Consider the following 18,938-nt stretch of genomic DNA (forward strand, 5'->3'; position numbering starts at 1 on the left):
CCCTCCTGATAATCGGTATGAGTTCTTCCGTCTTGGCGGACGGTGCGGGCTGCCCCGGCGCCAAGCCGGTGTTGTCCGTTCAGGCTAAGATGGAGCGGCTGGCTTCGCGGCTGAAGAAAGGTGAGCCTGTCCGAATCCTGGCAATCGGCTCCTCCTCTACCGAGGGCATCGGGGCATCCTCTCCGGCTTTTTCCTATCCGGTCCAGCTTCAGGCGGATCTCACCCGAGTCTGGAAGGGCACGGTTCTGATCGAGAATGCCGGAAAGGGCGGAGAGACAATCCCGGAGACCTTAGGGCGTCTCGAGGCCGCTCTGCTCAAGGAGGACAAGCCGGATCTCGTCATCTGGCAGGTCGGCACGAACGATGCTGTCAGGGGCGGGGACGAGGGGCGGTTCTCGGACTTCCTGCGTCAGGGGATCGATGCCGCTCAGGCCGCCGGCACTGAGGTCCTTCTCGTCGACCAGCAGTATTTTCCAGCCATCAAGGATCTCGGCCGCTATGAGCGCTTCGTCAGCCTCGTCAGCACCGCCGGGGCCGCAGAGAAGGTGCCGGTGTTCTCCCGCTACCGCCTGATGAAGGCCTGGGGCGATAAGGCACCGGATACCTTAAGTTCCATGCTCTCGGGCGACGGATTCCACATGGGCGACCGCGGCTATGATTGCATGGCTCAGTTGCTGGCCGACAGCCTCCAATCCATGGTGGCCCCTTCCGAGACACCGAACCGTGCCGTGACGGCCGCTGCCATGCCGTAGGGCGGGATGCCTCAACCGTTGCACTGAATAGCCGACCTCGGATAAGGCGTTCTCCGAACATGCCCGGCCCGGATCGTCCCGGCCGGATGCGTTCGCGAGGCCCATCGAACCATGCCCCACAAGACGCCGTGTGCCCGCTCCTGGGTCTCCACCGCCATCCAGATCATCGAGGCGGATTTCAACCGCTCGTCGGATACGCATCTGCTGCGCGTGCCGCTACCGGCTGTTCCGGGCGTCGAACTCTATCTCAAGGATGAATCGACCCATCCCTCGGGCAGCCTGAAGCACCGTCTGGCGCGGTCGCTGTTTCTCTATGGCCTCTGCAACGGCTGGATCGGACCGGACACTACCATCATCGAGGCATCGAGCGGGTCGACGGCCGTGTCGGAGGCGTATTTCGCCCGGATGCTGGGCCTGCGCTTCATCGCGGTGATGCCGCGCTCCACGTCCGCCGAGAAAATCGCGCAGATTGCCTTCTACGGCGGCGAGAGCCATTTCGTGGACTCACCCGCCGAGATGTATGCGGAGAGCGCGCGCTTGGCCGAGGAACTCGGCGGCCATTACATGGATCAGTTCACCTATGCCGAGCGGGCGACGGACTGGCGCGGCAACAACAACATCGCCGAATCCATCTTCAGCCAGATGGCCCATGAGGAGCACCCGATCCCGAGCTGGATCGTGGTGGGAGCTGGGACCGGCGGCACCTCGGCGACGCTCGGACGCTACATCCGCTACCGCCGCCTGCCGACGCGGCTGTGCCTCGCGGATCCCGAGGCCTCCGTGTTCCATCGGCATTTGGCCGACCGGGAGGTCTGCACCGTCTCAGGACCGCCATCGGTGATCGAAGGCATCGGCCGCCCCCGCTGCGAGCCGTCCTTCGTGCCGGAACTCATCGACCGCGCTTTTGCCGTGCCGGATGCGGCGAGCATCGCGGCCGCACGGGTTCTGTCGCGCCGCATCGGCCGCTCCTGCGGCGGCTCCACCGGCACCAATCTCTGGGCCGTGGCGCAGATCGTCGGCGAGATGGTGAAGAACGGCGAGACGGGCTCCGTCGTAACGCTTCTGTGCGATTCCGGCGAGCGCTACCGCAGCACGCATTTCGACGACGCTTGGCTCGCATGTCGCGGGATCGACATCAATCCGGCCGAAGAGGCGATGGAACGGTTTTTTGAGACTGGGATCCTTACCGCTCCATAAGACGTGGATGGCCGGGTCAAGCCCGGCCATGACGGTGGAGGTGCTGAAGGGCGACTATTCACCGAACCACTTCACCAGCAGCTGCAAGTCCGTCTGGGACAGGTTGTGACCTGCCGGCAGAATCTCGTGCTGGACCTCAGCGCCTGATGCGGACAGGGACGCAGCAAGGCGCTTCGAGTTCTCCGCCGGAATGATCGGGTCCATGGCGCCCGAGATCATCAGCACCGGCTTGCCCGCGAGATCCACCGCCGGCGACTGGGACAGAGGCACCATGGCCCGCAGCAGCGCCGCGCCGGACAGGGCTTCCGGGCGGAGCATCATCATGCCGGCGGCGATGTTGGCACCGTTGGAGAAGCCGACCGCAATAGGGGCCTCAAGCTCGTAGGCCTTGCGCGCCTCAGCGACGAAGTCAGCCAGCTCGTTGGCGCGAAACCTCACATCCTCCTCGTCGAACACGCCCTCGGCGAGTCGCCGGAAGAATCGGGGCATGCCGTTCTCCAGGATCTTGCCGCGCGGGGAGAGCAGGGCGGAGCCGGGCGAGATCATGCGGCCGAGACCGAGAAGGTCGTTCTCGTCGCCACCCGTGCCATGGAGGAGGAGGAGAGGCGGACGGGACGGATCCGTAGCGGGCTCGTAGCGGTGGATGAAGGACAATTCGGTCATGGGTTTCTCCTGTCCCTCTCCCATGGATCTCGGGTGTTCCCGAGGTCCACTTGAAGAACGCAAGTCAGGAGCACCTGACTTGCGCTGGGAGAGAGGTTTTTTGGGTTAGGCCAACTCAGGCAGCCGAGACTCGATGTCGCTTCGGCGCGCTTCCAGAAACGCCGGAAGCTTCAGCTCAGCGCCCAGACGCTCCTGCGCCTCGTCGGCGGCAAAGCCCGGCTCGTCGGTGGCGATCTCGAACAGGATGCCGCCCGGCTCGCGGAAGTAGACGGACCGGAAATAGTTGCGGTCCTTCTGTTCCGTGGTCTGCAAGCCGTGGTTCTCGGCGAGCTTCCTCACCATCTCGGCCTGATCGGCATCGTCCTTGGCGCGGAAGGCCACGTGATGCACGGAGCCGCCGCCCATCCGGCCCGGCAGGAACCCGCCGGCGGATCGGATGTCGACCGTGCTGCCCATGAGCGCGCCCGTCTTGTAGCGGACGAGGGAGCCGTCGCGGGCCGTCTCGGTGAAGCCGAACACGTCCGTCAGGATTGCTCCCGTGCGCTCGCCATTATCGACGAGGAGCGTAACGCCCTCCAGGCCGCGGATCGCATGCTCCGCCGGGATCCCGTCCACAGTCCAGGCCTCCTCGGTTTCGGCATTCGGGATGCCGACGAGCGAAAGGCTCGTGCCGTGCGGGTCCTTGAAGGTCAGCACGCTCTGGCCGAGGCGTTTTTCCACGGTGCCGTGCTCGACGCCCTGCTCGATGAAGCGATGCATCCAGAACCCCAGGGAACCCTCGGGCACGCGGAAGGCCGTCTCTTGGGTCGTGCCGACGCCGTTGCGTCCGGGCGCAACGTGCTCCCAGGGGAAGAAGGTCAGGATCGAACCCGGCTGACCGAGGCTATCGCCGAAATAGAAGTGGTAGGTGCCGGGATCGTCGAAGTTGACCGTCTTCTTGACGAGACGCAGGCCGAGCGCGCGGGTGTAGAAATCGAGGTTGCGACGGGCCGGTCCTGCAATGGCGGTGACGTGATGAATGCCGTGGTGCCGCATGGGTGCGTTCCTTAACGGGCAAGCGCGGGTTTGCGCTGCGTTGCCTGGGAAATAAGTACCACCAAGCTTGGATGAAGTGCGGAAAGGGCGACCTTGCGGGAATGCAAAGCTCCAGCGGCCTCATCTGCAAATCCGCGTAAACGCTGAAGAATCCGATCCGTCAAGAATCCGGCAACCAAAGAGTCTCAACAAGGCTTAACCTCAACGTCGATTCAGCATGTCATGTTAACGGTTTAGCCCGGCCAGCCGTGTGAATGTCATCCCGCACAAGCGATCAAACGACGCTGAGCGAAAGAAAAGCCGGCGGGAGGCAAACGGATGTTGAAGGATCAACTTCGCGGTTTCATCGACAGCGTCACCGAGAGGGGCCATGTCTGCGATGATGACGTGGCGATGCTTCAGGGCGAGATCCTCTCGGAGGGGATCACCAGCCGTCTCGAGGTCGAATCCCTGCTGGCGCTCGACCGATTTGTCACTGCTGTCGATTGCTGGGGAACCATGCTGACCCGGCTGGTGGCCGATTTCGTCATCTGGAAGCGAGCCCCCCAGGGTGTGGTCAGCAACGATGACGCCCTCTGGCTCGCGACCCTCCTTGAGGTCAGCGGCCCGTCCCCGAACGCGATGGCCATCGCCTATGCGGTCCTGGACGAGGCCGGGCATGTAGACGTGGCGCTCCTCGACTTCATCATGCGCGGGCGCCAGCAGGCGAGGCTGTCCCAGATCGCCGCCTGATCGCGCTTTGCAGTCTAGAGCTAAATGCTGAACTAAGCCCCGCTTCCCCAAGGCACCGATGTGCAGTAACGGAGGTGGGCTTAGTTTTTTGGCGGGAGCGTTCGAGGGTTCATGTTCGACAAGATCCTGATTGCCAACCGGGGCGAGATTGCGTGCCGGGTCATCAAGACGGCCCGGCGCATGGGCATCAAGACCGTTGCGGTCTATTCCGATGCCGACCGGGACGCCCTCCACGTGGAGATGGCCGACGAGGCCGTTCATATTGGCCCTGCCGCTGCAGCAGGGTCCTACCTGGTGATCGAGAGGATCATCGAGGCCTGCAAGGCCACCGGCGCCCAGGCAGTCCATCCGGGCTATGGCTTCCTGTCGGAACGCGAGGCCTTCCCGAAGGCGCTGGCCGAGGCCGGCATCGTGTTCATTGGGCCGAACCCCGGCGCCATCGCGGCCATGGGCGACAAGATCGAGTCGAAGAAGGCGGCGGCTGCCGCCAAGGTCTCGACCGTTCCGGGCTTCCTCGGCGTGATCGAGGGTCCCGAGCAGGCGGTGCAGATCGCCAATGAGATCGGTTATCCAGTCATGATCAAGGCCTCGGCTGGCGGCGGTGGCAAGGGCATGCGCATCGCCCACTCCGCCGACGAGGTCGCCGAGGGCTTCGCCCGCGCCAAGTCGGAAGCCGCCTCATCCTTCGGCGACGATCGGGTCTTCGTCGAGAAGTTCATCACCGATCCGCGCCACATCGAGATCCAGGTGCTCGGCGATAAGCACGGCAACGTGATCTATCTCGGCGAGCGTGAATGCTCGATCCAGCGCCGCAACCAGAAGGTCATCGAAGAGGCCCCGTCGCCGCTCCTCGACGAAAAGACCCGCCGCCTCATGGGCGAGCAGGCGGTGGCGTTGGCCAAGGCCGTGGGCTACGATTCCGCCGGCACGGTGGAGTTCGTGGCCGGCCAGGACAAGTCGTTCTACTTCCTCGAGATGAACACCCGCCTCCAGGTGGAGCATCCCGTCACCGAGATGATCACCGGCATCGACCTCGTGGAGGAGATGATCCGGGTGGCAGCCGGCGAGAAGCTGCGTCTCAAGCAGTCGGACGTGAAGCTCAACGGCTGGTCGGTGGAAAGCCGCATCTATGCGGAAGACCCGGTGCGCAACTTCCTGCCCTCCACGGGCCGGCTCGTCACCTATCGCCCGCCGCAGGAAGGCGAGGTGAACGGCGTCACCGTGCGCAACGATACCGGCGTCTACGAGGGCGGCGAGATCTCGATCTACTACGATCCGATGATCGCCAAGCTCGTGACCCATGCTCCCACGCGCATCGAGGCCATCGAGGCCCAGGCGCGGGCCCTCGACGCTTTTGCCATCGAGGGCATCCGCCACAATATCCCGTTCCTGACAGCCCTGATGCAGCATCCGCGCTGGCAGTCGGGCAAGCTCTCGACGGGATTCATCGCCGAGGAGTTCCCGCAAGGGTTCAAGGCGCCTGCGCCGGAGGGCATTGTCGCCCATCGCATGGCGGCCGTCGGCGCTGCCGTCGACCATATTCTCAATGAACGCAAGCGGCACATCTCGGGCCAGATGCGGCCCGCCTCGGCGGTGAAATTCGAACGCGAACGGGTGGTGATGCTAGGCACGGAGCGGCACGAGGTGGCCATTGAGGACATCGACGGCGGCTTCGCGGTGGTGATCGGCGGCGAGACCTGGCCGATCGCGTCGGGCTGGATTCCCGGTGAGCCGGTCTGGAACGGCACCGTCGGCGGCGAGGAGATCGCGGTGCAGGTGCGCCCGATCCTCAACGGAGTGGTCCTGTCCCATGCGGGGGCTTCCGCCGAAGTGCGGGTCTATACCAAGCGCGAGGCGGAACTCGCCGCCCTGATGCCGGAGCGGCTGGAGGCCGATACGGGCAAGCAGCTGCTGTGCCCGATGCCCGGCTTGGTGAAGGCGATCAGCGTCGCCCAGGGGCAGGAGGTCAAGGCCGGCGAGCCGCTGTGTATCGTGGAGGCCATGAAGATGGAGAATGTGTTGCGCGCCGAGCGCGACGGCACCATCTCCAAGATCCACGCCAAGGAGGGCGACAGCCTCGCGGTCGATGCCGTGATCCTGGAATTCGCCTGAGGGTTTAGGCGCCAACAGATGCCCCTGTACTTCGCCTATGGATCCAACATGGACCGGGCCGCCATGATCCAGCGCTGCCCGGGCTCCAAGCCGCTCGGCATCGGGCGGCTCATGCGCCACCGCTTCATGATCTTCGACGAGGGCTACGCCACCGTCGTCCGCGATCCGCAGCGGGCGGTCTGGGGCATGTTGTGGGATCTGGCGCTGGCCGATGTGCCGGCTCTCGACCGCTATGAGAGCCTCTCGACCGGCCTCTACACCAAGGTCGTCCAGCCGGTCGTGACAGCCCAGGGGCCGCGCCGGGCCATCGTCTATGTGGGGCGTAGCGACAAGCCCGGAACGCCGCTCCCCGGCTACATGGAAGGCGTCGTCGAGGCCGCGCAGCATGCGGGCCTGCCGGAGGACTACATCCGTGGTCTCAGTGTGTGGCTGCCAAGGGCTCAAGCCTCGGCGCCGGCTCCCCAGGAGCCCAAGGTCCGCCCGCTCTGGAGCGCTCCGTCGGGGACGATGCGCAAGCCCCGCTGAAGAACCTTTGCCTTATGCACGCGTTGAGTCCTCACGAAATCGTGTATGCGTACGAGGTTCAACCATGGACACGAAACCCCGCTCCCTTTGGAAGGCTTATGGCTATGCCTGGGTTACGCTAGGCTTCTTCATCATCTCCCTGATCGGCCATTGGCTCTTCGGCTGGTTCGCCTATGTCAGCGAGCAGCAGGCGCACGCCCAGTCGATCCAGACCTCCGAATATCTTGTCGAGATGATGCGGGACACTCTCGAGAACTGGCAGTCCGAGTTCCTGCAGCTTCTCTGGCAGGTGGGCGGTCTCGCAATCCTTCTGTATGTCGGCTCGCCCCAGTCCAAGGAGGGCGACGACCGCATGGAGGCCAAGATCGATGCAATCCTGCGCAAGCTGGACCCGCAGAATGCCGAAAGCATTATCAAGACGCTCGATGACGACTATGCCGGGCGCCACACCGATGCCCGTCACGCGCACCGCTGAGGGCTGATGACCAGCAGCCGAACTCTCCATGCGCTGATTCATGGCCGTGTCCAGGGCGTGAGCTTCCGCGCCTGGACACAGCATCTGGCTAAACTGCATGGCCTCAGAGGCTGGGTTCGGAACAGGCAGGACGGCTCGGTCGAGGCCGTGTTCTCAGGCCCGGCCGATCTCGTCGAGGTGATGCTGAAGGCCTGCCATCAGGGACCTTCCGGGGCGCTGGTCGAGAGCGTGGAAATCCTCGACGGCCATGAGACGGATCTCGACCTGCCGCCCCGTTTCGAAATCCGGCGAACCGCTTAAGCTTTCCTCGGCTCGACCGTTTCGACAGTCCCGCCAGCCTTCTTCCAGGCAGTGAAGCCGCCTTCCACATGCGCGACTGGCTGCAGGCCCATATCCTGTGCCGTGGCTGCGGACAGGGCCGAGCGCCACCCAGCGGCGCAGAAGAACAGGTAAGTCTTGTCCTGGGTAAAGACCGGCTTGTGGTACGGGCTCTCCGGATCGATCCAGAATTCCAGCATGCCGCGCGGGCAATGCACGGCGCCTGGAATACGCCCCTCGCGCTCCAGCTCGCGCGGATCGCGCAGGTCCACGAACACCACGTCCTCGCGGCCGTGAAGGGCCATGGCTTCGGCGACCGGCACAGTTCTGATCTTGGCGTTGGCCTCGTCGAGCAATGTCTTGTAGCCGCGGGTGATGGTCTGAGGCATAACGGGTTTCGGTCCTCTACGAGCCTTTGAACAAACTGGGCAAGATGGCGGCGGAGTCAACGGGAGATCACGGGTGCTTGGTTTCACCAATCTCGATTACGCGGCCCTGGCTTTCTTCCTGATCGCCTGGTTCGGCTACCACGCCGCTCTCGAGCTTACGCCCGCGGGGCAGAGGAGCCTCAACAAGGTGATGAACCAGTACCGCTACCGCTGGATGGAGCAGATGGTGGTGCGCGAGAACCGCATCGTCGACACCACGATCCTGGCCTCGCTCATGAACGGCACTGCCTTCTTCGCCTCCACTTCATTGATCGCCATCGGCGGCGTGCTGGCGCTTCTGCGCTCGACCGATGCGGTTCTGCCGCTCTTTGCCGATCTGCCTTTCGGTGAACCGCCGACACGGATTGCCTGGGACGTGAAGGTCGTCGGTCTCGCGGTGATCTTCGTCTACGCCTTCTTCAAGTTTGCCTGGTCGTACCGGCTCTTCAATTACATGGCGATCATCGTCGGGGCCGTTCCCGTGCTGAAGGAGGGCAGCCATAAGGAGGCGCTCGCCGTCGCTCGCCAGGCGGGGACCATGAATGCCGTTGCGGGCAAACACTTCAACCGTGGTCAGCGGGCTTTCTTCTTCTCGCTCGCCTATCTCGGCTGGTTCGTGAGTGCCTATCTTTTCATGGCAGCAACTGCCGGAGTGCTGATCGTGATGTGGCGGCGCCAGTTTCTGTCGGATGCCAGGGAGGCAGCCTTGAGGCAGTTCAATGTCTAGAACCGCAATGCCGGAAGATCTGGAAGCCACCATGCTCGCGCTCCTGGAGGAGCGGGGACATGGCAGGACCATCGGGCCGGCCGATGTGGCTCAGGCCCTCGGTGGCAATCAGCCGGATGGATGGGGACCGCTTATGCAGCCCGTCCGGAAAGTGGCCGTAAGGCTCATGAAGGAGGGGCGCATCGTGATCCTTCGCAAAGGGCGTCCGGTCGATCCGGACGATTTTCGCGGCACCTACCGGCTGGCGCTGCCACCCGCGGAAACCTGAGGTCCCGGAAACAGCCGCGTGGTGCGGCCGGACGCGTAATAGGCGATCAGGCCCGCCCACTCCTTGGTGCCGATATCGAGCCGCCTCAGGCCTTCCGAGATGAACGCGAAGGGGCGGTGCGTTCGCGATCCGCCGGCCGTGCGGAAATCCACAGGGTAGGGTGTGACCGGAAACCCGACGGTCTCGAACACGCCCACGGCCCGGGGCATGTGCCATGCCGATGTCACCAGGAGCCAGCGCTCGCCTGCCTGGGGCTTTGCGAGTTCCTGTGAATAGACGGCATTCTCGGCGGTTGTCCGCGAGCGATGCTCTACCAGAAGGCGGGCAGGGTCGATGGCGATGCTCTTGAAGTAGTCGGCGATGATCGGCGCCTCCGCTGCGCCGTCCGCGAACACGGCGCCACCGCCGCCCGAGATGAGAATGCGGGCGGCCGGATAGCGATGGGCGAGCTGGATCGTGTCGAGCACGCGTTCGGCCGATTCATTGGCGACGATTTGGCCACGCGTCTTCGAATCGGACGCTTCGACAGCGCCACCAAGCAGGATGATTCCGTCCACAGGCCTGCCGTCGTCCTGGAACGGAGGAAAGCGCTCCTCCAGCGGTAGCAGGAGGTAGCTGGCGACGGGCAGCAGGCCCAACGCGATGGTCGTCATCGTGAAGACGAGGCTGAGCCCGATGCCGAAGCGCCGAAGCCGTTTAAAAAGGCTCAGAACCAGCCCCAGCAGGATGAGGCTGAGCAGCAGATTGGATGGCGTGGTGAAGAACCACGCGATTTTCGAGACGTAGTAGAACACCCGCCATCCTTACTCGGGCAAGTCTTACGACTTGTTCAACTCGGCCTCGTAGCGGGCCTTGGTCTCGGCGTTGGGCGGGTACAGGCCGGGGAGCGGAACGCCCTTCTCGACCTCGCGCATGACCCACATCTCATAATGTTCCTGGGCCACGGCGGCCTTGGCGACCTCCTCGACCATAGCGGCCGGAATCACCACGACGCCGTCGCGATCAGCGACGATCACGTCATCGGGGAACACCGCGACGCCGCCGCAGCCGATAGGCTCCTGCCAGCCCACGAAGGTCAGACCCGCGACGGATGGAGGGGCGGCCACGCCCGCGCACCAGACCGGCAGGTTCGTTCCCTCGACGCCGACCGCATCGCGGATCACGCCGTCGGTCACGAGTGCCGCCACGCCACGCTTCTTCATGCGGGCGGTGAGGATGTCGCCAAAGACGCCCGCATCGACGACGCCCATGGAATCGATCACCGCGATGCAATCCTCCGGCATGTCCTCGATGGCCGCACGGGTCGAGATCGGGGAGGCCCAGGATTCCGGGGTCGCGAGATCTTCGCGGGCGGGCACGAAGCGCAGGGTGAAGGCGCGGCCCACTATCTTCTCGGAGGCGTTGAAGGCCGGCATCGGCCCCTTCATCCAGCAGCGGCGGATGCCTTTTTTCAGCAGCACGGTGGTGAGCGTCGCGGTGGAGGCGGCCCGCAGGGCGTCGGCTATGGCTTTGTCGAGGGTCATGGGTTCTTCCCGGAAGTGGATCAGGCTTTCATAGCGGTCGTGAGACCGAAGCGCCACCGCAACGAGAACCTCCCGGCTGCATTGCTGCCGTGCGTCAGTCGCGGTCCGGCGCGCCGAGGGGGAAATACGGACGATAGGGGCGGGCCTCGTCGACTGCCCGCGCGAAGGATGGCCGTGCCAGAAGCTTCTGACGGTAATCCCGGACGCGGAAGAGTTCAGCGCTGATCGGATGCGCCCAATCCGCATAAAAGAGGGATGGGGCCGCGGCGCAATCGGCAAGGCTGAACGCAGTGCCGTCAGCCCATTCGCGGCCCGCCAGCGTCCTGTCGAGCCAGCCGTAGGCTTTGTCGAGCATTGTTCGCGCCTCGGTGACGCCGTGAGGGTCGCGATCCTGCTCCGGCCGGATGCGGTCGGTGACGATCTTCTGCATCGGCGCCATGACATAGTTGTCGAAGAAGCGATCCATGAGGCGCACATCGAGCGCCTCGTGCGGATCCGCCGGGATCAATCGCACCGGTCCGGGATGATGGAGACCCAAATGCTCGATGATGATGCTGGCCTCCAGGATGGTGCGTCCCTCGTCGACCAGCACGGGGAACTTCCGGATGGGCCAGAGCGCCTCGAGCGCGGCACCGTTCTTCGCATCGTCGAGCGTCAGGTATTCGAACGGTGTCTCGTTCTCATACAGGGCGATCAGCACCTTCTGGCAGTATGAGGAGAAGGGGTGGGCATAGAGCTTCAAGGTCATTGCCGTCTCGCGAGGATGAATCCCTTCCCACTGTAAACAGTCTTCTACGAACGAAAAGGACCGGTGCATCTCCGGCAGGCCCTCAGAACACGAACGGCCGGGATTGGGCCCGGCCGCTCTGGTGGGTGCCTGGTGCAGCCTTGATCAGGCGGTCTTTGCAAACAGCTCGCGCCCGATCAGCATGCGGCGGATCTCGCTGGTGCCGGCGCCGATCTCGTAGAGCTTCGCGTCGCGCAGCAGGCGGCCCGTCGGGTAGTCGTTGATGTAGCCGTTGCCGCCGAGCAGCTGGATGGCATCGAGGGCCATCTTGGTGGCGTTCTCGGCCGCATACAGGATCGCGCCAGCCGCATCCTCTCGTGTGGTCTCACCCCGGTCGCAGGCCTTGGCGACCGCATAGACATAGGCCTTGGAGGCGTTCATGGTCACGTACATGTCGGCGATCTTGCCCTGCACGAGCTGGAACTCGCCGATAGCCTGTCCGAACTGCTTGCGCTCGTGGATGTAGGGCAGCACCACGTCCATGCAGGCCTGCATGATCCCGGTGGAGCCGGCCGCCAGTACGGCGCGCTCGTAGTCGAGGCCGGACATGAGCACGTTCACGCCCTTGCCCACCTGGCCGAGCACGTTCTCCTCCGGCACTTCGCAATCCTCGAAAACCAGCTCGCAGGTGTCGGAGCCGCGCATGCCGAGCTTGTCGAGCTTCTGGTGCGTAGAGAAGCCCTTGAAACCCTTCTCGATCAGGAAGGCCGTCATGCCGCGTGGGCCCGCCTCCGGGTCGGTTTTGGCGTAGACCACAAGCGTCTCGGCGATGGGGCCGTTGGTGATCCACATCTTGTTGCCGTTGAGCACATAGCGGTCGCCGCGCTTCTCGGCGCGGGTGCGCATGGAGACCACATCGGAGCCGGAACCCGGCTCGGACATGGCGAGCGCGCCCACATGCTCGCCGGAGATCAGCTTCGGCAGGTAGCGGCGCTTCTGATCCTCGTTGCCGTTGCGGCGGATCTGGTTGACGCAGAGATTGGAATGGGCGCCGTAGGAGAGACCCACCGACGCGGAGGCGCGGGAGATCTCCTCCATGGCGATTACGTGCTCGAGATAGCCGAGACCCGCGCCGCCGTATTCCTCCTCGACCGTGATGCCGTGAACGCCGAGCTCACCCAACTGGGGCCAGAGGTCGCGCGGGAACTGGTTGGTGCGGTCGATCTCCTCGGCCCGCGGCGCGATCTTCTCCTGGGCAAAACTGGAGACGGTCTCGCGGATGGCATCGGCGGTCTCGCCGAGATCGAAATTGAAGCCCTTGGCGGCGTTCGGCAGCATTGATTCCTCCCGGTTCCACTCGTGACCCGGAAGGGTACGCGATGGATCGTTTTTGTCGCGGACCATTTTGGTCAGCAATGCTGCCCTTATCAAGGCCGGGGTATCAAGAAAAGTGAGGCGGCATCGGCATTCGACCCGCAATTTACGATCACCGACAAGGAAAAGGCTCCCGCATCATCGATGGGGAGCCTGAACTTCGGTGCGGCTGAAGGCTTATTCGTCGATGCTCGCCGTCTGAATCGCATCCATGTCTTGGCAGATGCCTTGCGGCTTGAGGCGGCTATGGTCGCGCGGGTCGCAGGCGCTGGCGACGAACATGCGCCACTGGTTGTCCGTACCGTAGAAGGCGTTGCGGTCCACGTCGCCCTTCACGCCGGGCACGCGGCCTGTGGTGGTGAACTGCCAGAAGGTCCAGCGGCGGTTATTGTAGCGCACGTGGGGCTCGGCCGCCGTGCTGCGGATCCAGTAGGGGTGATCGTTGAACTCACCCTCCAGGATCTCCTTATGGAAGGTGATGTCGGTGTAGATGATCGGCCGCTTGCCGGTATGGGCTTCCATCTCGCGCAGCATGACGTCGATCATCGCGAGGGCCTGCTCGCGCGGAACCTTCTTCGGGCAGTTCACGGACTGGCCGTTCCATTCCACGTCGAGCACCGGGGGGAGGGCGTCGGGATCCGCCGGCACGTTCCGCTTGAACCAGGCTGCCTGCTCGTGGGCCGGGCGGCACCAATAGACGAAGTGATACGCGCCGCGCGGAACGCCTGCTCTCCTGGCAGCCTGCCAGTTCTCGTGGAACTTGCTGTCGATATGGTCGCCGCCCTCGGTCGCCTTGATGAAGGCGAACTTGGTGCCGGCCTGGCGCAGGGACGCCCAGTCCACGTCGCCCTGCCATTTTGAGATGTCGACGCCATGGATCGGCAGCCTGTGAGCCGTGGCGACGCCATCATGTGGACGGGCATCGCCCTTGGCCGGGTAGCGGCTGGACGACGAGGGGGCAATGGCGCAGGAGGCAAGGCCAAGGGCCATGGCGGCAAGCGCGCTGAACCGTGCAACCCGAACGAACGTCGTCAGGCCAGAGTTCTTGGAACGGCTGGGGGAGCGGCGGCGAGTCTTCATCGGTTCAACTGTATTGGACGCAGGACTGGATCGCACCAGGGATGCCTGAAGAGCGTTAACAGGCCCTTACGAGACAGATCCGAAACAACCTTACAGGTTAAACCAGGCCGTTGCGATGCCTAAAAAGGCGAAGAACCCGACGATGTCGGTGATGCTCGTGACGAAGGGACCCGATGACACCGCCGGGTCCACTCCCATCCGGTTGAGGGTGAGGGGCACAAAGATGCCCCCGAGTGCCGCAAAGAGCAGAACGATGATCAGGGCAGACCCGATCACGAACCCAATCTGCGGCGACTGAAACCAAAGCCCTGCCACACTACCCAGGATCACGGCGAAGACCAATCCGTTGAGGAGGCCGACGGCCGCCTCGCGCCGTATGATGCGCCAGGCGTTAGAGCGCCCGAGTTCCCGGGTGGCAAGCGCCCGCACGGCGACCGTCATGGTCTGGGTGCCCGCGTTGCCGCCCATGGAAGCCACGATCGGCATGAGAATCGCGAGCGCCACCATCCGCTCGAGCGAGCCTTCGAAAAGACGAATGACCCCTGCCGCCAGAAAAGCCGTGCACATATTGGCGAAGAGCCAGGGAAAGCGGCTCCGCTGGATATAGAGGACCGTGTCCGAGAGTTCTTCGTCCGACTTCACGCCGCCAAGCTGCTTGATATCGGCATCGGCTTCTTCCTCCAGCACGTCCACGATGTCGTCGACCAGGATGGTGCCCACGAGCCGGCCTCCCTCGTCCACCACGGCCGCCGAGACGAGATTGTAGCGCTCGAACAGGCGCGCCACTTCCTCCTGGTGCTGGGTGGCTTCAAACCGATCCGGCTCGTCGTTCATGATCTCCTGGATCGTCACCGGACGCTTGGAACGCAGGAGCTTGTCCAAGGGAACCGATCCGAGCAGGTGGGCAGCGGGATCGATGACGAAGATCTCGTAGAAAGTCTCCGGAAGGTCCTCGGTCTCGCGCATGAAGTCGATCGTCTGCCCCACCGTCCAGAACGGCGGCACGGCGATGAACTCGGTTTGCATGCGCCGGCCAGCGCTGTCTTCCGGGTAGTCGAGGGAGCGCTGGAGCGCCACGCGCTCGATGGCGGGAAGCTGGTCGAGAACCTCTGCCTTTTCGTCTTCCGGCAAGCTTTCGAGAATGGTGATGGCGTCGTCGGAATCGAGTTCACGCACGCCCTCGGCAACGGTCGCGGTCTCGAGTTCTTCGAGGATCTCCTCGCGGACGGCCTCGTCCACTTCGGTCAGTGCGGCGAAATCGAAGGAGGAGCCGAGAAGCTCGATCAGGCGGTGGCGGTGCTCCGGCTCCAGCGCCTCGAGCAGGTCGCCCATCTCGGATTCGTGGAAGTCGTCCACGAGCCGCTGCAGGAGATCGGCATCCGAGGCCTCGATGGCATCGGCTGCGGCGGCCAGGAACTCCGAATTGAGCTCGCCTTCCTCGTCCCGGAACGCCGGGGTGACCGGGTCGGACCCATCGGGATTCGGAAGCAGCGTCTTGTCTTCGACTTCCTGCATGAGCCGTCCTCGGAAGGTGGGTTGCCGGCCTTTTAGGTGCCTGCGCCAGGCAGCGCAATGCGCCCGAAGGCTTTCTCGAAAATTGCTTGTCGGCTGTCCCTGTGATCAGGAAACGGAGCAGCTGCGGTCAACAAAAAAGGCCCCGTGAAGGGGCCTTTCTGTTTTCAGCACGAGATGTGCCGAAAGTTGGTGCGGTCAAGAGGACTCGAACCTCCACGGGTCTCCCCGCTACCACCTCAAGGTAGTGCGTCTACCAATTCCGCCATGACCGCGAACTCGGTTCCAGGAAGGGTTTTCCTGAAGAGGAGGTCGCTCTAGCAGAACGATCGGACCGCTGCAACCCCTTCGACAGAGCTTCAGGCGATTGAGCCTTGCGAATGCCCCGGATGCTGAAGAGGGGATAGGCGATAAGCCTCTGGAACGATTATATAAGCGGAGAATTCCACGGGCGAGGGATCTGATCCCCGCTCCTTCAAGAGCCGGGACGCCTGCCGTTCCGGAGCCGAGAAATCCAAGGTGAATCGGTGTCGAACCTGCGAGACAGCCTGGCCGTTCAGTTCCATGCCGTGCCCGGTGCGGAGCCTGTGGAATGGGCCATCACAGATGGTCTGGTCGGCTATGAGCAGGCGGTAGCCTTCATGGAAGCCAGGGCCGAGGCGATTGCCGCAGGCCAAGCCCGCGAGATGGTCTGGCTGCTGGAGCATCCGCCGCTCTATACGGCCGGCACCTCGGCCGATGCCGCAGACCTCGTCGATCCCGACCGCTTCCCGGTGCACCAGACGGGCCGGGGAGGGCAGTACACCTATCACGGCCCAGGCCAGCGGGTGGCCTATGTGATGCTCGACCTCAGACGTCGGGCGCCCGACCTGCGCCGCTATGTGGCCGCTCTGGAAGCTTGGATCATTGCATCCCTCGACGGATTCAACATCCGCGGCGAGCGGCGGGAGGACCGGGTTGGCGTCTGGGTGCGGCGGCCCGACAAAGGCGAGACCGCCGAGGACAAGATCGCCGCCATCGGCATCCGTGTGCGCCGCTGGGCGACCTTTCACGGCATCAGCCTGAACGTGGAGCCGGATCTCTCCCATTTTTCCGGCATCGTCCCCTGCGGCGTAACCGAGCATGGGGTGACGAGCCTCGTCGATCTCGGCATTCCTGTGACTCTTCCCGAGGTCGATGCGGTGATGCGGACGGCTTTCGAGGAGATCTTCGGGCCGACCATCCGGGTGGAGGCACCGTTGCTCCCGAGACACGCCGCCTAGGATTTTCGCCTCCGATACGGCAAGGCTTCTCCTCAACGCGGCTTCATGCTCTAAGCTGGGGCAAACGGCTGATCATTGGCGGAACTTCCATGCAACGTGCCCTCCTTGCCTCCTTCATCGCCCTGGCCGCTTCGGCCTGTGCCTACCGGCCCGAGCCGACGGAACTCGTGAAGATCGTCGATTCGCCGGTGGATGTGCGTGCCTGCACGCGGCTGGGCGAGGTGAGCCCGGTCACCCCGACGACGCCCGGCACCCACACGCAAGTCAATGTCGGCTTCGGCGTAACGCTCGGCCGGTCCACCTTCGGCCGCGCCACCGACGACATGCTGCAGGCTACCGTCGCTCTCGGCGGCACGCATCTCTATCTGCAGCAGGTCTCCCAGGATTGGTCGCTCGTGCGTGGCATCGCCTATCGCTGCGGACCGGGCGTTGTCCGCCAGGAGACGGTCATTCGGGCAAAGGGCTAATCAGCCGCCTCGAAAAGCCAGTTGCGCGGGATCCCCGGTTCTAGCTACTGAGCATCGGGCTCTCCGGCTTCAAGCCGAGAAGGAGCCAAGGCTCAAAAACCAGGGAGACCGCCCCCGTGCCCGTCATCGCCACCTCCGCCGACCTGACCTCGGACGCCGCGCGGGCGAACCGCGCCGCCTGGGCCGAGCTTGCCCTGGAACTTCAGGCCAAGCGACAGGCTATGTCCGAAGGTGGACCGGCCAAGGCACGGGAACGGCACCTTGCCCGCGGCAAGCTGTTGCCGCGCGAGCGCGTGATGCGGCTCCTCGATCCGGGTGCTCCATTCCTTGAACTTGGCTCGCTCGCCGCCCACGGCATGTATGAGGATGCAATCCACGGGGCCGGCATCATTACTGGAATCGGCCGGGTCGAAGGCCGTGAGGTCATGATCGTCTGCAACGATTCGACCATCAAGGGCGGCACCTACTACCCGATGACGGTGAAGAAGCATCTGCGGGCCCAGGAAGTGGCGCGGGAGAACCGTCTGCCCTGCATCTATCTGGTCGATTCCGGCGGCGCGAACCTACCGCACCAGACAGAGGTCTTCCCGGACCGGGATCACTTTGGACGCATCTTCTACAATCAGGCGACCCTGTCTTCGCTCGGCATCCCCCAGATCGCCTGCGTCATGGGCTCCTGCACGGCGGGCGGCGCCTATGTGCCGGCCATGTCCGACGAGACCGTGATCGTGCGCCGCCAGGGCACCATCTTCCTCGGCGGCCCGCCCCTGGTGAAGGCCGCCACCGGCGAGGTGGTCTCGGCCGAGGACCTCGGCGGCGCGGACGTGCATGCCCGCCAATCCGGCGTGGCCGATCATTACGCCACCGACGATGTCCATGCGCTCGCCATCGTGCGCCGCATCGTCGGCACGCTCAACACCCGCAAGAGCATCGACATCGACATCGCCGACCCGGTGGAGCCCAAGTATTCCATCGACGATCTCGACGCGATCGTGCCGACCGACCTGAAGAAGCAATACGACATCCGCGAAGTGATCGCCCGTCTCGTGGACGGATCCGAGTTCGACGAGTTCAAGCGCCTCTATGGCACGACGCTCGTCACGGGCTTTGCCCGGCTCTGGGGTATGCCCGTGGGCATCATCGCCAATAACGGCATCCTGTTCTCGGAGAGCGCTCAGAAGGGCGCACATTTCATCGAGCTGTGCTGCCAGCGGCGCATCCCGCTGCTCTTCCTGCAGAACATCTCGGGCTTCATGGTCGGGCGTCAGTACGAGGCGGGCGGCATTGCCAAGGACGGCGCGAAGCTCGTGACGGCGGTGGCCTGCGCCCAGGTGCCGAAGATCACGCTTTTGGTCGGCGGCTCGTTCGGGGCCGGTAATTACGGCATGTGCGGCCGCGCCTATTCCCCGCGCTTCCTCTTCACCTGGCCGAACTCCCGCATCTCCGTCATGGGCGGCGAGCAGGCGGCGAGCGTTCTCGCCACCGTGCGGCGCGACAACATCGAGGCTGAAGGCAAGGTCTGGAGCGCCGATGAGGAGGAGGCCTTCAAGGCGCCGATCCGCGACAGGTACGAGCAGGAGGGCTCGCCCTATCATGCCACGGCCCGTCTGTGGGACGACGGCATCGTCCTGCCATCCGAGACCCGCCGCGTGCTGGCCCTGGCCTTCTCGGCTGTTTTGAACGCACCTGTCCCGGAGACGAAGTTCGGCGTCTTCAGGATGTAGGGGGAAGCTTCACTCCCCCGGTGGAGATGTCCGTGAT

The 18,938-nt window shown here is 64.2% G+C and carries 20 protein-coding genes, 1 tRNA gene and 1 pseudogene; 12 read left to right on the forward strand and 10 right to left on the reverse strand.

From position 1 onward, the window contains the following. Positions 1 to 17: 17 nt before the first annotated feature. Positions 18 to 752, forward strand: a complete 735-nt coding sequence (locus FHR70_RS22760; RefSeq protein ID WP_183454531.1) for an SGNH/GDSL hydrolase family protein — start codon at positions 18 to 20, stop codon at positions 750 to 752. Positions 753 to 863: 111 nt separating this feature from the next. Continuing rightward, the gene (locus FHR70_RS22765; RefSeq protein ID WP_183454533.1) at positions 864 to 1,949 is read left to right on the forward strand and encodes a PLP-dependent cysteine synthase family protein; all 1,086 of its coding nucleotides are present in this window, start codon (positions 864 to 866) and stop codon (positions 1,947 to 1,949) included. A 54-nt stretch (positions 1,950 to 2,003) separates the two neighbouring features. On the opposite strand, the gene FHR70_RS22770 is transcribed toward FHR70_RS22765, so the two are convergent. After that, complete coding sequence (locus FHR70_RS22770; RefSeq protein WP_183454535.1) at positions 2,004 to 2,612, reverse strand: alpha/beta hydrolase; 609 nt, start codon at positions 2,610 to 2,612, stop codon at positions 2,004 to 2,006. A 105-nt stretch (positions 2,613 to 2,717) separates the two neighbouring features. Then, positions 2,718 to 3,647: a ring-cleaving dioxygenase gene (locus FHR70_RS22775; RefSeq protein WP_183454537.1), complete on the reverse strand. Its 930-nt coding sequence runs from the start codon at positions 3,645 to 3,647 to the stop codon at positions 2,718 to 2,720. A gap of 318 nt (positions 3,648 to 3,965) precedes the next feature. On the opposite strand from FHR70_RS22775, the gene FHR70_RS22780 reads away from it, so the two are divergent. The 5 genes and pseudogenes from FHR70_RS22780 to FHR70_RS22800 all read left to right on the forward strand — a co-directional run bounded on the left by FHR70_RS22780 (position 3,966) and on the right by FHR70_RS22800 (position 7,791). Then, the gene (locus FHR70_RS22780; protein ID WP_183454539.1) at positions 3,966 to 4,379 is read left to right on the forward strand and encodes a hypothetical protein; all 414 of its coding nucleotides are present in this window, start codon (positions 3,966 to 3,968) and stop codon (positions 4,377 to 4,379) included. Between the two features lie 111 nt (positions 4,380 to 4,490). Continuing rightward, positions 4,491 to 6,491 carry an acetyl-CoA carboxylase biotin carboxylase subunit gene (locus FHR70_RS22785; RefSeq protein WP_183454541.1) on the forward strand — a complete coding sequence of 667 codons (2,001 nt, stop codon included), beginning with the start codon at positions 4,491 to 4,493 and terminating at the stop codon, positions 6,489 to 6,491. An 18-nt stretch (positions 6,492 to 6,509) separates the two neighbouring features. Next, positions 6,510 to 6,923, forward strand: a pseudogene (locus FHR70_RS22790) (gamma-glutamylcyclotransferase family protein); the annotation flags it as partial. 157 nt (positions 6,924 to 7,080) lie between these two features. Continuing rightward, on the forward strand, positions 7,081 to 7,491 hold the full coding sequence (locus tag FHR70_RS22795) for a DUF6766 family protein (protein ID WP_183454545.1): 411 nt from the start codon (positions 7,081 to 7,083) through the stop codon (positions 7,489 to 7,491). A gap of 6 nt (positions 7,492 to 7,497) precedes the next feature. After that, the gene (locus FHR70_RS22800) at positions 7,498 to 7,791 is read left to right on the forward strand and encodes an acylphosphatase (protein ID WP_183454547.1); all 294 of its coding nucleotides are present in this window, start codon (positions 7,498 to 7,500) and stop codon (positions 7,789 to 7,791) included. Here FHR70_RS22800 and FHR70_RS22805 read toward each other — a convergent pair. Next, the gene (locus FHR70_RS22805) at positions 7,788 to 8,198 is read right to left on the reverse strand and encodes a rhodanese-like domain-containing protein (protein WP_183454549.1); all 411 of its coding nucleotides are present in this window, start codon (positions 8,196 to 8,198) and stop codon (positions 7,788 to 7,790) included. The two genes, FHR70_RS22800 and FHR70_RS22805, sit on opposite strands and share 4 nt — an antisense overlap. A 73-nt stretch (positions 8,199 to 8,271) precedes the next feature. Here FHR70_RS22805 and FHR70_RS22810 point away from each other — a divergent pair, with 73 nt between their 5' ends. Continuing rightward, positions 8,272 to 8,964 (forward strand): DUF599 family protein, encoded by a 693-nt coding sequence (locus FHR70_RS22810; protein WP_183454551.1) that lies wholly within the window; start codon positions 8,272 to 8,274, stop codon positions 8,962 to 8,964. Continuing rightward, positions 8,957 to 9,232: a DUF3253 domain-containing protein gene (locus FHR70_RS22815; RefSeq protein WP_183454553.1), complete on the forward strand. Its 276-nt coding sequence runs from the start codon at positions 8,957 to 8,959 to the stop codon at positions 9,230 to 9,232. The genes FHR70_RS22810 and FHR70_RS22815 overlap by 8 nt, the downstream gene beginning before the upstream one ends. Here FHR70_RS22815 and FHR70_RS22820 read toward each other — a convergent pair. The 7 genes from FHR70_RS22820 to FHR70_RS22850 form a co-directional block, all read right to left on the reverse strand. After that, positions 9,199 to 10,026, reverse strand: coding sequence for an ElyC/SanA/YdcF family protein (locus tag FHR70_RS22820; protein ID WP_183454555.1), 828 nt, complete (start codon positions 10,024 to 10,026; stop codon positions 9,199 to 9,201). The two genes, FHR70_RS22815 and FHR70_RS22820, sit on opposite strands and share 34 nt — an antisense overlap. A 24-nt stretch (positions 10,027 to 10,050) precedes the next feature. Continuing rightward, positions 10,051 to 10,755: a ribonuclease activity regulator RraA gene (locus FHR70_RS22825; RefSeq protein WP_183454557.1), complete on the reverse strand. Its 705-nt coding sequence runs from the start codon at positions 10,753 to 10,755 to the stop codon at positions 10,051 to 10,053. Positions 10,756 to 10,849: 94 nt separating this feature from the next. Then, the gene (locus FHR70_RS22830) at positions 10,850 to 11,503 is read right to left on the reverse strand and encodes a glutathione S-transferase family protein (RefSeq protein ID WP_183454559.1); all 654 of its coding nucleotides are present in this window, start codon (positions 11,501 to 11,503) and stop codon (positions 10,850 to 10,852) included. Between the two features lie 144 nt (positions 11,504 to 11,647). Next, a complete protein-coding gene (locus FHR70_RS22835) occupies positions 11,648 to 12,820 on the reverse strand; it encodes an isovaleryl-CoA dehydrogenase (protein ID WP_183454560.1) in 1,173 nt (390 codons plus the stop codon). A 213-nt stretch (positions 12,821 to 13,033) separates the two neighbouring features. Then, positions 13,034 to 13,846 carry a glycoside hydrolase family 25 protein gene (locus FHR70_RS22840; protein ID WP_246408479.1) on the reverse strand — a complete coding sequence of 271 codons (813 nt, stop codon included), beginning with the start codon at positions 13,844 to 13,846 and terminating at the stop codon, positions 13,034 to 13,036. Positions 13,847 to 14,026: 180 nt separating this feature from the next. After that, positions 14,027 to 15,451, reverse strand: coding sequence for a magnesium transporter (gene mgtE, locus FHR70_RS22845; RefSeq protein ID WP_183454564.1), 1,425 nt, complete (start codon positions 15,449 to 15,451; stop codon positions 14,027 to 14,029). Between the two features lie 187 nt (positions 15,452 to 15,638). Continuing rightward, positions 15,639 to 15,723: transfer RNA gene (locus tag FHR70_RS22850), tRNA-Leu, on the reverse strand. A gap of 252 nt (positions 15,724 to 15,975) precedes the next feature. On the opposite strand from FHR70_RS22850, the gene lipB reads away from it, so the two are divergent. From lipB to FHR70_RS22865, 3 genes are all read left to right on the forward strand, one after another. Further along, the gene (lipB, locus tag FHR70_RS22855; protein ID WP_183454566.1) at positions 15,976 to 16,710 is read left to right on the forward strand and encodes a lipoyl(octanoyl) transferase LipB; all 735 of its coding nucleotides are present in this window, start codon (positions 15,976 to 15,978) and stop codon (positions 16,708 to 16,710) included. Between the two features lie 89 nt (positions 16,711 to 16,799). After that, entirely contained in the window at positions 16,800 to 17,177 is a 378-nt protein-coding gene (locus FHR70_RS22860) for a hypothetical protein (RefSeq protein ID WP_183454568.1), read from the forward strand. A gap of 116 nt (positions 17,178 to 17,293) precedes the next feature. Next, positions 17,294 to 18,901, forward strand: a complete 1,608-nt coding sequence (locus FHR70_RS22865; RefSeq protein WP_183454570.1) for a carboxyl transferase domain-containing protein — start codon at positions 17,294 to 17,296, stop codon at positions 18,899 to 18,901. The last annotated feature ends 37 nt before the right edge of the window (positions 18,902 to 18,938 follow it).

It is taken from the genome of Microvirga lupini (genome assembly GCF_014191055.1).
In the GTDB taxonomy this organism is placed as follows: domain Bacteria; phylum Pseudomonadota; class Alphaproteobacteria; order Rhizobiales; family Beijerinckiaceae; genus Microvirga; species Microvirga lupini_A.